Genomic DNA, 12,175 nt, shown 5'->3' on the forward strand with positions numbered 1-12,175 from the left:
GAGATACCAGGAGGCGCAGATGAATGGAAAAACGCCGATAGCCATGGGCAGCCTGACACGGCGCAACCTGCTTTCAGCCGCGCCGCTTGCATTGGTCGCCGCCTCCGGTTTGCAGGCCATTCCCGCACGGGCGCAGACGGTTGCTTCGGCCAGTACCGAAGTCTTTCTGGACAGCGTAGGGGTGTGCGGCCACTTCACCCGCCCCACGGGCATCTATCCGGAACAGTTCGAGCGGATCGTGCCCGAACTCGAAGCACTGGGTGTCCGGCATTTGCGCGATGACGGGCTCATCACCACGAGAGACAGTCGCGACAGCCCCGTCTTTCGGCGGCTGCGCCGGATCGTAGCGGCAGGCGTTCGCCTCACCATCATCTGTTACGACAATCTCAACCCTTACGTTTCCACGCCGCTCGACAGGCTGGCGGATTTCTACGACTGGTGTGACGCGGGTATCGATATTTTCGAGGGCAGCAATGAGCCTAACCTGACGAAGGACCCGCAAAATGCTCCGCGTATTTCGGCGGAGCATCAGGCGGCGCTGCACGACACCATCCGCTCGGTTCCGCGCCTGAATGCGGTGCCCGTTGCGGCGCCAAGCTATGTCCTGTCGAACAGAGCGCTGGCGCTGGACCTGAAAAATGCCTGCGACTACGGCAATATCCACGCTTATGCCGGGATGGAGCACCCCGAAACCACGGGTCCGGGGGCGCTCTCGAAATCCATCGCCGCTTCGGCGCATATAGCGGCCGGCAGGCCGGTGCTCGCCACGGAAATGGGCTACCATACCTCGCTGCAAACCAAGACATTTCATTTCCCCGTCACCGAAGGCATCAAGGCGCGCTATATGCCGCGCATGCTGCTCTGGTGCTTCATCAGCGGTATCCGCCGGTCCTACATCTATGAAATGGTTTCAAGCTTCGCCGCCGATCAGACAAACCCGGAATCCTCCTTCGGCCTCCTGCGCCACGATCTGAGCCGCACCCCGGCTTACGGGGCCGTTCGCGCCCTTCTTTCCCTCTGCAGGGCAGAACGGCAAACCGGACCGGAGGAACGACAGCTCGATTTCCTCACTGCCGATTCCCAAAGGTTGTCGCTTCATCTGGCGAGACCGGACGGTGCTTTGCTCGTGCCTGTCTGGCTTGGAATTTCCGGCTGGCAATGGCCGGCCCGCATCGAAAACCCGCCCGCCGAACGGGTTGCGACATTTTCGGTGGCCGGCCAGCATAGTCAGGTTATCGCACACCGTTTCCGCGATGACGGCTCCGTTAGCCAGCAGACAATCACACAGGAAAGCGGACAATACCGGCTTTCGGTCAGCGACCAGCTTACGGTTCTGGAAGTTTTCTGAATGGCGCGGAGGAAATGCCGCACCGCAAAATTGTGTGTATCGCGTCCGTCCATTGCATGATAGCCTGCTTGAATACTGGACTTCTGGCCCCGTAAGAGCGGCCGCAATATAATACCAAATATATCTTTATTTTTATAGATTGACGATGATGAAAAACTTTAAAGAAGCGCCCGCTGCAGGGGCGCAACGTCTTGATGTTCTTCAGGTGATGCGCGCCCTCGCGGCAACCATGATTGTTGCGCTGCACGCGGACGTGAACTGGCAATTCACGCTTTTCCCACTGCATCTGCTGAGGCTTGGCGGCGGTGTCGACCTGTTTTTCGTCATTTCCGGCTTCGTCATCGTTTATGCATCCCGGCCCTATTTCGCCGCAACAGGCGGTCGTTCCGCGTTTCTGCTGCGCCGGTTCCTGCGCATCGTCCCGCTTTACTGGTTTGTGCTGACCCTGCGGCTTGCCATGGCCGCTAGCGTGACCATTATCAGTGCAAAAGCCTTTCCGCCGTTACAGTCGATCCTCACCTCCTACCTGTTTATTCCCTATGACAGCATGGGTTATGGCGACGCCTATCCGTTTCCGCTGATCGATCTCGGCTGGACGCTGAATTACGAGATGTTCTTTTACATCGTTTTCGCAGCGTTCATCTTCCTGCCGCTGGAGCGGGCGGTATTCACGACAGCCGGCGTGCTGTTTGCCGCCGTCATGATCGGCTCCGCCTTCGATCTCGGCCTGCCGTTCAGCTTCTGGTTCCAGCCGATCATTCTCGAATTCGTCGCAGGCATGTTCATTGCGGTCCTCTTCCTGCGAGGCGTTCGCCTACCGCCCCTGCTCGGGCTTGCAACGGCCCTGTGCGGCCTGGCGATCTGGATGCTGACCGATCTGAGCAGGATCGGATTCCAGTGCGATCCCGGCTGTTATTCCTTTTCGCGGCTGCTGGTTTTCGGCGGCGGCGCGATTTTGCTGATGGCGGCGGCGACCTTGACCAGAAACATCTCCCTGCCCCGTTTCGCATGGCCGCTGGCAAAACTCGGCGATTCTTCCTATGCGCTTTACCTGCTGCACCCGTTTATTTTCCGGGGCTTCAAGATTGCGCTCGGCGGCGTTACTTTCCCGCCCGAGTGGAGCAACCTCGTTTATCTCGTCATCGTCGTCAGCACCGTCGCCATAGCCCACACCTTCCACGTCCTTGTCGAAACGCCGGCCAATATCTGGCTGCGTGACCGGCTGATAACATCGCCACGGAAAGTCGCCGTGTCATGAACAAACCGGAGAAAGGCAAGGCGGCCGTTAACAATAGCTGAGGGTTTCCGCCGCAGGTTTATTTTAGCGCTTGATCCTTTGCTTGGGCTGTGCGATTTAAAAAGAAATTTTAGATGTTGGGTAACCTTGCCCGGCATTGGATGTATTTAAAGTCGTATTTTAAAAGATTTGGAGAGTTGGATGCCCCGCATTCGTAACGGCTCGATGCTCGTTGGTGCGATGTTTATTGCCAGCATGGGTCTCTTTTCCGCTGTCGCAAACGCACAGAACGTGGAAACCGCACCGCCGGCCGCACCGCAGCAGGCGCCCTCGGTTGAGAGCGCCGCAACAGGCGCGCCCGTCAAGGCCGCCGATGAAACCACCGCTGCATTTCTGAGCCGCGTCAACACCACCAATCCGGACACGGTTTCGATTGCCGCAGCGGAACTGTTCAAGCAGTCTCCGACGCAGGGAATGATCATGGATCTGGTCACCATCGCTTCCAGCACGGATGCGGCAACGGCCGACGTAACCGGAAAAGTGACGAGCGGGTTTCCGATCATCGCCGTTTCCACCAGCGCGGCGCAGTTCTCCGAACAGCTGTCCGGCCTCATCCTGAGTGACTCCGGCCAGTTGCCCACCATCGTCGCACTGGCCCAGAAGGTCGGCAACAAGGACTTCTCCGAAGTCGTCGGAGAAGGTCTGGCGCTTGCCCACGCCACCGCGATGAGGAACGGCAACACGATACTCGCAGCCGCCATCCAGTTGCAGACAAAGGGCGCCAACGTGCCCGCCGATCTGCTGATCGCCTTTAGCGAGAATATCGAGGGAACGGCTGCCGGTCCGGCCGCCCCTGCGGCTGCCGCAGCGGCGGCCTCGCCGATCGGCGGCGCCGGTTCCTCGCCGGCAAACGCCAACAGCATCGGCGGCTCGGGAACGGCAGGCGCCGCAGAGGGAACCGCTCAGGCGGGTGGCGGCAGTGCACCCGTAGGCGGCGGCGGCGGCAGTGGCGGAACGACAGGTGGCAGCGGCACGTCCTTCACCACGATCAATAATTTCTTCTCGACCGGCAGCACCACCACGCCTGTCAGCACAAGTCCCGTTTGAGTTTGGCTTTATCGCCTTTCCCGTGAGGAAGGCTGCCGCCAGTTCTGTGATGCAACCGTGACTTGGCGGGCCCTGCGCCCGCCGAAAAGAGCGAGGCTGACAGTTGTTACAAAGGCACGATCCCCTGACGATGGCTGACTACGATAAAAGCGGGCTGACGGCCGAATTTATCGATATCGACGCCGTTCTTGCGATGATCCGCCGGCAGTGGCGCATCGTGCTCGCCGCCGTCGCAGTCGCCGGGGCAATCGGCCTCGCTTTTGCCGCAACGGCCGTTCCGATCTATTCGGCGACGGCGACCCTGCTGATCGACCGCAACAACAGCCAGATTGTCGAACAGCTTTCGACGATCGGCGGCGTCATAGAGGATGAAGCTTCCATTCTCAGCCAGGTAGAGGTCCTGCAATCGGAAACCATCGGGCTTGCCGTTGTCGATAGTCTCAACCTCACGGAAAATCAGGAATTCAGGGCAACACGCGCATCACTTCTAAGCTCGATATTCGGCACCGTCCGCTCGCTCGTCAATGTTTCGCAATGGTTCTCGCCAGCGAAGAAAAAAGAGGCGGTGGTTGACGATGGAACCCTGAAGAGATCGCTGTCGGACCAGCTGCTCAACGGCCTCAGCGTCAAGCGCATCGGCCGAACCTACGCGCTTGAACTCACCTATAATTCGACATCGCCGGTTCTCGCGGCGCAGATCGTCAACGCCGTGGCCTCGGCCTATCTGGTGGACAAGCTGAATTCCAAATACGAGGCGACGCGGCGGGCCAGCGACTGGTTGTCCGACCGTATTGCCGAGTTGCGCCAGCGGGCGCTCGAAACCGATCTGGCCGTGCAGAAGTTTCGCGCCGAACATAATCTGATCTCGACCGGCAATGACGGCCTGCTCTCCGATCAGCAGCTGGCGGAATCCAACAGCGCGCTGATTTTGGCGCAGTCGGAAACGGCCAGGGCGCGGGCGCGGGTGCAACGCATCGAACATATTCTCGCCACCGACGATGTCGATGCGGTCGTTACCGATATTCTCGACAGCTCGGTCGCCAACGATCTGCGCAAAAAATATCTCGAAGCCTCCAAGACTGAGGCGGAAATTACCAGCAGGCTCGGCAGCAACCACATTCAGGCGGTGCGTCTGCGCAATGAAATGCAGGAATACCGGCGGTTGATGTTCCAGGAAATCAGCCGCATCGCGCAAAGTTACAAAAGCGATCTGGAAGTCTCCGAAGCAAGGGAAAAATCGCTCGCCGAAAGTGTCGCCAAGGCGACCGACATCAGCAACTCGGCCAGCGAGACACAGGTTCAGCTGCGCGAATTGCAGCGCGAGGCCGAAACCTACAAGAATATGTACCAGACCTTCCTGCAGCGATATCAGGAAGCGATGCAGCAGCAATCCTTCCCCGTGACGGAAGCGCGCGTGATTTCCAAGGCGATGCCGCCCAGAATTCCGAGCAAGCCGAATAAAACCATGATTTTGGCCCTGTTCATGATCATGGGCGCCGCAGCCGGCGGCGGCATTGCCGTGTTCCGCGAATTCCGGGATCGTTTTTTCCGCACCGGGGAACAGGTTCGAGACGTTCTCGGGCTGGAATTCCTCGGCAATACCCCTCTCATCCAGAACAAGGCCATAGTGGAAGATCAGGAAGGCGGCCATCCGGCCCTGACGCGCCCCACCAGCGTTGCGCGCTACGCGGTCGACCATCCGCTCTCCTCCTTCGCCGAAACCCTGCGCAGCACCAGGCTTGCCATCGATCTCGGCATTCCCGCCAAAAGCGGAGCGCGGATTGTCGGTGTCGTCTCGGCCTTGCCGAGCGAAGGGAAATCAACGATCTCCATCAATCTGGCTCAACTGCTCGCCGGTCAGGGTGCGCGGGTCCTGTTGCTGGATGCCGATATTCGCAATCCCGGCGCCACGCGCGCCATGGCGCGTCACGCGAACGAGGGCCTGCTCGAAGTATTGCTGGAAGGCCGCAGCGTGCAGGATGTGCTGCTTCGTGACGAAAAGACACGTCTCGCTTTCCTGCCCACGGTGGTCAAACAGCGTGTCCCTCATTCCTCGGAACTGCTGACCTCGGCGCAAATGCACAAGCTCCTGGCCGAAGCTAGCAATGCTTTCGACTATATCATCGTCGACCTGCCCCCGCTCGGGCCTGTGGTCGATGCCCGCGCCATGGCGGGGCGGATCGACGGTTTCATCTTCGTCACCGAATGGGGCAAAACCGCCCGCAGGGCGGTGCGAAACACGGTGGAGAATGAGGTTCATATCCGCAAGAAGTGCCTCGGCGTCATCCTCAACAAGGTGGACACCGAAAAGCTGAAGCTTTATCGCGCCTATGGTTCGAGCGAATATTATCATTCGCGCTATACACGATATTACCATGACCAGACGTGATGGCGTGATGCGCCTGCGGAAAATCCTCGCGGTCGTACCGGTCCTCGTCATTTCCATCTTTGTCCTGTCCGTCGCGGCGCATGCCTTTTCGCAAAGCCGGCGTTTTTCCGATATTGTCGCATTGGCGCGTATCGCCGACGACAATAATGGCCTCGCGCCTGATCTCCTTGCGGAAACTGTCCCTGAACTTCAGCCCATCGTTAGCGAAAAAATCTGCCGTTCGGATATCGTCAAAGCCGGACTAAGGCTCGTTCTAGCCGATCTCGATGCAAATGGCGTCGATCCGGCATCCGATTCCGGCGCGGCGCGTCTCGGTTTTGCCGAGACCTTTATTCGCCATTCGCTCTCTTGTTTTCCCGCAAATGGCGATGTCTGGCTGCGTCTTGCCATGGTTCGCTCGCTGCGCAACGCCTCGCCCATGGAAGTCGCCGTGCTGATGAATTTCTCCCAGCTCTATGGACCTGCCGATGCCAATCTGATCCGTGGGCGTTTCGTGATGTGGCAGCAGTTTCCGAAGAACACCTTGCCCGAGGCCGAGGCGGCCCGCGAGGCGGACACGGCCGTCGTCTGCGGCAGACAGGGAGAAATCCTGCGATGGACACTGGCGGAAGTCTGCCCAAAGCCACCGCCGGCAGACACAAAACGTCCCGCGCCGCTGTCATGATCTGAAATAATGAAACGGCTGGGCCTCGTCGATATTCGCGGCATAGCCACCACAAACAATTCTGACAAAGCCCAAAGATATGTCGCTCACCGAAGCCCGATCAGAACCGCTCTCCTCCTCGCAACCCTCACCGGTGGCGGTTCGGGACTATGTCCGGCCGGTCGCAATAGTCGCATTCTGGGCAATATTTCTGCTGGCGCTTCTCAATAGGGGCGCAACGGAAATAGAAAGTCGCATCGTCGTCACGGCCGGGATCTATCTCCTGCTGGTGCCAGCAATCCTCCTGTTCGGACCACCGAAGGCCGGTGCGGGCAAGGTACTCGCGGCAGCCTGCCTTTTATTGGGAGCGCTCATCGTTCAGGTGCTGTTGCAGACCTCCTCCATACCCGGCATCGCGCGCCTCAATCCGGCATGGTCCATCGCCGCCATGTTCATGCAGAATGCGCCAGCCGCCACAATCTCGCTGACGCCTGCGGATGACCGGCTCGGCCTCATGAGCGCCGCCCTGCCCTTCGGCGCCTTCATGGCCGGCCTCGTGCTTTTCGATAGCGACGAGCGTGCGGCAAAGACGCTGCGATGGTTCGCAATTGCCGGTGGCTGGCTCGCGCTGTTTTCCATCGTGCAATTCGTGCTTTTCCCCGAAGCTCTCGGCCTCATCCAGAAGCGCTTCTACCTCGGCAGCCTTACCGGCCTTTTTGTCAACCGCAATACCGCCGCGACCTTCTTCGGTCTCATCCTTCTCACGCTCGCCGCACTATTACACAAAAGCCTCCTCGCTCCGGATTGGGCCAAGGTAAAGGCGCTCGTGGCAAATCGCCTGACCGTGCCGGCGGAGCAGAAACAGCTTATCCGCAGGGCCGCTTTTCTCGCTGTCCTCGCGGGCTTTTGTTTCATCGCGTTAATGTTGACGGGATCACGTGCGGGGATCGGCTCAAGCCTCGCAGCGCTGATTGTCCTGATCCTGCTGATTGTCTTCAACTCCCCCGCCAGAGCCGGCCGCAATGGAGCCTCCAGCCGGCGCAGGCAGCGCGGGACGAGACGTCGTGCCGCGCTCCTGATCGCAATCGCCATCGCCCTCTTCGCGCTTTTCGCCAACCGGGTGGCGCTTCGCATGGAAACGCGTTTGGAAGACGATATGCGCTTCTGCTACATGCCGGGCATCGCCCGCGCCATCGCCGACAATTGGCCGCAGGGGTCGGGCCTTGCAAGCTTTACGGAAGTCTATGCGCCCTATCATGTGGCGCGGTGCGGGGTGGACGCCGTCGTCACCCATGCCCACAACGTCTACGCCGAAGGGCTGCTGACACTCGGTGCGGCCTTCCCGTTTTATCTCGCTTTTTTTGTGCTCATCCAACTGGTGATTTTCGTTCGCGGGGCACTGAAACGCAGAAATTATCGTTATGCCTCTCATCTGGGCCTTGCCGCGCTGCTACTCGTCCTGCTGCATTCGACGCTTGATTTTTCACTGCAGATTCCAGGCTTTGCGATGGCCTATGCCGTTTTCCTCGCCCCGGTCGTCACGCTTTGCCTGAACCCGCCGGGAATGGAGCGGGAAGGCCGCAAACGGCGGAGACAATTTCCGGAAGACGCTGCAATGCCGGCGCCGGGCCATTCAGGCCAGACAGTACAAACGCCGCTTCGTCTGCAATAACGTATTTTACGAATGCAAAACAGGTTTCGTGATCTTGAACGCGCAGGAATTTGAGCATGCGGATATTGCAAGTAACCTCGCTGTTTTCTCCGGATCGGGTGGGCGGTGCTGAAATATTCGTGGAAGACCTTGCGCGTCGACTTGCGGATAAGGGGCACACCGTCGCGGTGGCCGCCATCTCGCGTGAAGAGCAGGCAGCACAACAACGCGACGGTTTCACCATTCACCGCCTCGGGCATACCACGCCGTTCTTTATCGGCGACTGGGGGCAACAACCGGAATGGAAGCGAAAATACTATAAGATCGCTGTGCAGCTGGATCCGCGCCTCGTTCGCCGGCTTGCGCGTGTCATCGATGATTTCCGGCCGGACGTGGTCAATACCCATTCGCTATCGGAACTGACGCCGCTGATCTGGCCGATGATTCGCAAGCGCGGCGTTCCGCTGGTTCATTCGCTGCATGATTTCACGAGCATGTGCACCAATGGTTCCCTGTTTCATGACGGGCATATCTGCGATGGCAGCAGCAAAAAATGCCGTGCCTTTTCTTATCTCCACCGGCGTTGCCAATGCGCACTCGATGCGGTCGCCGGCGTCGGTCGCGATATCGTCGAACGCCACGTGCGGGCCGGTTTTTTCACCCATGTTCCCGAAAACCGCCGCACGGTGATCTGGAATGCCATCTCACCGCCCGTTTCGCCAGAACCGCGCATTCCCCGCACGCCCGGCGAACCGCTGGTTTTCGGCTATCTGGGCCGCATCGAAGCGGCGAAAGGGGCTGACTTGCTGATAGAAGCGTTGCGGCTTTTGCCGCCGCAGGGCTGGCGGGCGGTCATGGCGGGCCGCGCGCCGGATGGCATCGAGGCCTATCAGCAAAAGGCAGCCGGCCTGCCTGTCGAATTTCCGGGCTATGTGGAGGCCGATCGTTTCTTCGCCGGCATAGATTGCCTCATCGTGCCGCCCCTATGGCCGGAGGCGTTCGGCCGCACCGTCGCTGAAGCCATTTTGCGCGGCATACCCGTCATCGGCTCAAATATTGCGGGTGTCGCCGAACAGATCGGCGCGGACAGGCCGGAACACCTGTTCGCCCCGGGCAATGCCGCCGAACTGGCCGCACGCATGGCAGAGGCGATGCGCAATCCCGCCATGCTTGCGGAAACACCTGAAACCCGGGAGCGAATTCGTCAAGGCGTTGAGCCCAAAGGGGTCGTCGCGGCGTATGAGAAGCTCTATGCGGATGTGTGCAAAACCGCATGACCGTGACGACAGCGTCCATCTTCAGGCTGCGGCCCCTTGCTTGAAAAGCCGCGCGTAGCTCTCCGCCGCCTTCCGCCACGAATATAATTTGCGGTTTTCATAACCCGCCTGGCGGAGATTTTCTGCCAGTTCCGGATTGTCCAAAAGTCGCTCAAGCGTGTCGACAAGGCTCTGAGCATCCGCCGGATCGAAGGTCAGGGCGCCTTCGCCGGCAATCTCCGGTGTTGCCGAACGATTGGAGCAGACGACCGGGCATCCCAGCTGCTGGGCTTCCAGCACCGGCAGGCAGAAGCCTTCATAAGTGGAGGGGACGCAAAGGCAGGCTGCGTGTCGGTAAAGTTCGGCCAGTTGCCGGTCATCTATGCCGGAAAGCCGGATCACCCGGCCCTGCAGCTCCGGATCGTCCAGCGCACCGGCGATTTCCTCCGCCTCGTCGCGGCCAACATGCACGATGCGCAAATCCGGCCATTTTTTACCGAGTATGGTAAAGGCTTTGCCCAGGAGAGCGAAATTCTTATTGGACGTCGCGTTTCCGACCGCCAGTATGTAGCGTCCGGGAACAGACGACACCGTGTCGAAAACCCCGGGATCGACATTCAGTGTGCTATCGGAATGAATGGTGATGCTCTTATCGGCAGCGGCTGGATAGAAACGCCCCAGATCCTTCTGCGTCGCTTCGGATACGCAGATGACCCGATCCGAACCGGCCATCATCAGCTTGAAGATGAAATCGGTCGTCAGGGTCGCCCGCCAGCCGATCTGTTCGGGAATCGTTTTGAAATAAAGATCATGAACAAGGGTGAGACGCCGTTTGCCCCCGAGGGGACTTCCGAAAGGATCGGCATTAAAAAGCACATCGATACCGTGCCGGCGGCAGAGCGCGGGCAGCATCGCGGCCTGACGCACCACATCGAAAACCATGACGCGCGGCCGTGGAGTCTCGATGAGCTGCAACCGGCTGTCGCGCAGGTTTTCAGGCAGTTGCGCCCGCGTCCAGGGAGAGCGCAGAACATAGTCATCACCCGTCTGCTCCAGCAGCCGCTCCAGCAGGCTGAAGGTCACGCGGGCCACACCAGAGGCCTTGCCACCATATTGGCTCGGCATGTTTACGAGAATGCGCATCCTGATCCTTCCGCCTGCCGGCATTGCCTGTTCCTGTCGATCGCCGAGCGAAACCTCACGCCGCCTCCGTCAGCAGCGCGGAAACGGAGCGGCAGGTTTCCTCCAGCGAGAAACGCTGGCGCACATCCTCCTGCCCCTTTTGCGCCAGCCTTTCCGCCAGTGCTGGTTGCGACAGGACACAGCCGATCGCCGCTGCCAGCGCCGATGCATCCCCCGGCGGCACGAGAAGGCCGGTTTCGCCGTCACGGATGATTTCGGTAACACCGCCGCCGCGCGTGGCGACAACCGGACGCCCGCACATCATTGCCTCCACCACCACACGGCCGAAAGGCTCGGCAACAATCGAGGTATGAGCAACCACATCCATCGCCGCCATCAGTTCCGGCACATCCGGGCGGAAACCGAGAAAACGGACGCGACCCTCGAGACCGAGACGGGACGCCTGTTCGCGGATGCGCGCTTCATAGGCCTCCTGCCCGAAAAGCGCACCGCCGACGATGACCGCCTGCACGCCCTCCATCGCCGCAATCGCGTCCAGAAACACATGCTGTCCCTTCCATTCGCTCAGCCGGCCAAAAAGGCCGACAAGCGGTTGCGGACCAAGGCCCAGTTCCGCACGCAGCCGCGCGGCGACGCCAGGCTCGTGAAGCCTTGCTTTCGCAGGGTCGAAGCCGTTGTAAACGATGCGAACCTTATCCGCCTCGCCGCCGGCCTCGATGAAAGCCCGGCCCGTCTCTTCGGAATTGACAGCCACCAGCCTGGCGAAAAGGCGCGCAAATGCCAGCGAGGCGCGGCGATTGGTAGCGCTGAAAGCCGGATCGGTGACGATATCGTGTAAAATCCAGACAAGCGGCCGGCGGCTGAGCTTCGCGGCCAAGGCGCAGACAAAAAGCGCCTTTTGCGAGTTGGCGCAGATCACATCATAGTGCCTCGCCTCCCGGCTCAATTGCCAGGCAACCGCCATCACGTCGGCCGCTCCGCGCAACAAAGCCCCGAAGGACGCGTTGCGGCGGATCGACAGCATTTTTTCTCCGGCAGACAGCATGATCGGAACTCGCCCTGCATCAACGAGATCATCTGCGGCCGCACCACCACTGAGAAAACAGGCGCGCCAGGAGTGCGGGCCAGCCTTGACGAGGTCCGTCAGAAAAAGTTCGGCGCCGCCCTTCTCTCCGGTATGGCTGACGAAAAGAGCAGATGTCATGACATCTCCCCTGCCGGATGAGAGGACCCACGATGCGTCTGTCTATGATTGCGGGCATGACGAGCCGGCCGGCGGAAAGAACGGAGCTGCCCGAAAGCTAAGTGGAAACGCATATCGCTAGATAAAAACACCAGCATCAAAACCTTTATTCACAATAAAATTCAATAATAACAATAATAAGTAGAATAATATTCTAT

The 12,175-nt window shown here is 59.7% G+C and carries 9 protein-coding genes; 7 read left to right on the top strand and 2 right to left on the bottom strand.

Annotated elements, in window-relative coordinates; translation table 11 throughout:
- The first annotated feature begins 19 nt into the window (after window positions 1-19).
- The 7 genes from F3H58_RS16195 (at window position 20) to F3H58_RS16225 (ending at window position 9,652) form a co-directional block, all read left to right on the top strand.
- A complete protein-coding gene (locus tag F3H58_RS16195) occupies window positions 20-1,348 on the top strand; it encodes a hypothetical protein (RefSeq protein ID WP_149742912.1) in 1,329 nt (442 codons plus the stop codon).
- Window positions 1,349-1,493: 145 nt separating this feature from the next.
- Entirely contained in the window at window positions 1,494-2,606 is a 1,113-nt protein-coding gene (locus F3H58_RS16200) for an acyltransferase family protein (RefSeq protein ID WP_149742913.1), read from the top strand.
- A gap of 180 nt (window positions 2,607-2,786) precedes the next feature.
- Window positions 2,787-3,692, top strand: a complete 906-nt coding sequence (locus F3H58_RS16205) for a hypothetical protein (RefSeq protein WP_149742914.1) — start codon at window positions 2,787-2,789, stop codon at window positions 3,690-3,692.
- A gap of 130 nt (window positions 3,693-3,822) precedes the next feature.
- Window positions 3,823-6,081 carry a polysaccharide biosynthesis tyrosine autokinase gene (locus tag F3H58_RS16210; protein WP_149742915.1) on the top strand — a complete coding sequence of 753 codons (2,259 nt, stop codon included), beginning with the start codon at window positions 3,823-3,825 and terminating at the stop codon, window positions 6,079-6,081.
- The gene (locus F3H58_RS16215; protein WP_286169638.1) at window positions 6,068-6,745 is read left to right on the top strand and encodes a hypothetical protein; all 678 of its coding nucleotides are present in this window, start codon (window positions 6,068-6,070) and stop codon (window positions 6,743-6,745) included. Before F3H58_RS16210 ends, F3H58_RS16215 begins: the two co-directional genes overlap by 14 nt.
- 79 nt (window positions 6,746-6,824) lie before the next feature.
- A complete protein-coding gene (locus tag F3H58_RS16220) occupies window positions 6,825-8,396 on the top strand; it encodes an O-antigen ligase family protein (protein ID WP_149742916.1) in 1,572 nt (523 codons plus the stop codon).
- Between the two features lie 56 nt (window positions 8,397-8,452).
- Complete coding sequence (locus tag F3H58_RS16225) at window positions 8,453-9,652, top strand: glycosyltransferase family 4 protein (RefSeq protein ID WP_149742917.1); 1,200 nt, start codon at window positions 8,453-8,455, stop codon at window positions 9,650-9,652.
- 21 nt (window positions 9,653-9,673) lie between these two features.
- Here F3H58_RS16225 and F3H58_RS16230 read toward each other — a convergent pair whose 3' ends face one another.
- Window positions 9,674-10,774 carry a glycosyltransferase family 4 protein gene (locus F3H58_RS16230; RefSeq protein ID WP_149742918.1) on the bottom strand — a complete coding sequence of 367 codons (1,101 nt, stop codon included), beginning with the start codon at window positions 10,772-10,774 and terminating at the stop codon, window positions 9,674-9,676.
- 55 nt (window positions 10,775-10,829) lie between these two features.
- Window positions 10,830-11,978: a glycosyltransferase family 4 protein gene (locus tag F3H58_RS16235; protein ID WP_149742919.1), complete on the bottom strand. Its 1,149-nt coding sequence runs from the start codon at window positions 11,976-11,978 to the stop codon at window positions 10,830-10,832.
- Between the last annotated feature and the right edge of the window lie 197 nt (window positions 11,979-12,175).

The sequence above is a fragment of the Rhizobium sp. NFACC06-2 genome (genome assembly GCF_900101425.1).
Taxonomy (GTDB): domain Bacteria; phylum Pseudomonadota; class Alphaproteobacteria; order Rhizobiales; family Rhizobiaceae; genus Agrobacterium; species Agrobacterium leguminum.

Bases quoted from the DNA above. Each gene is read 5' to 3' on its own strand.
- F3H58_RS16195 (WP_149742912.1), top strand. From the start codon at position 20: ATGAATGGAAAAACGCCGATAGCCATGGGCAGCCTGACACGGCGCAAC.
- F3H58_RS16200 (WP_149742913.1), top strand. From the start codon at position 1,494: ATGATGAAAAACTTTAAAGAAGCGCCCGCTGCAGGGGCGCAACGTCTT.
- F3H58_RS16205 (WP_149742914.1), top strand. From the start codon at position 2,787: ATGCCCCGCATTCGTAACGGCTCGATGCTCGTTGGTGCGATGTTTATT.
- F3H58_RS16210 (WP_149742915.1), top strand. From the start codon at position 3,823: ATGGCTGACTACGATAAAAGCGGGCTGACGGCCGAATTTATCGATATC.
- F3H58_RS16215 (WP_286169638.1), top strand. From the start codon at position 6,068: ATGACCAGACGTGATGGCGTGATGCGCCTGCGGAAAATCCTCGCGGTC.
- F3H58_RS16220 (WP_149742916.1), top strand. From the start codon at position 6,825: ATGTCGCTCACCGAAGCCCGATCAGAACCGCTCTCCTCCTCGCAACCC.
- F3H58_RS16225 (WP_149742917.1), top strand. From the start codon at position 8,453: ATGCGGATATTGCAAGTAACCTCGCTGTTTTCTCCGGATCGGGTGGGC.
- F3H58_RS16230 (WP_149742918.1), bottom strand. From the start codon at position 10,774: ATGCGCATTCTCGTAAACATGCCGAGCCAATATGGTGGCAAGGCCTCT.
- F3H58_RS16235 (WP_149742919.1), bottom strand. From the start codon at position 11,978: ATGACATCTGCTCTTTTCGTCAGCCATACCGGAGAGAAGGGCGGCGCC.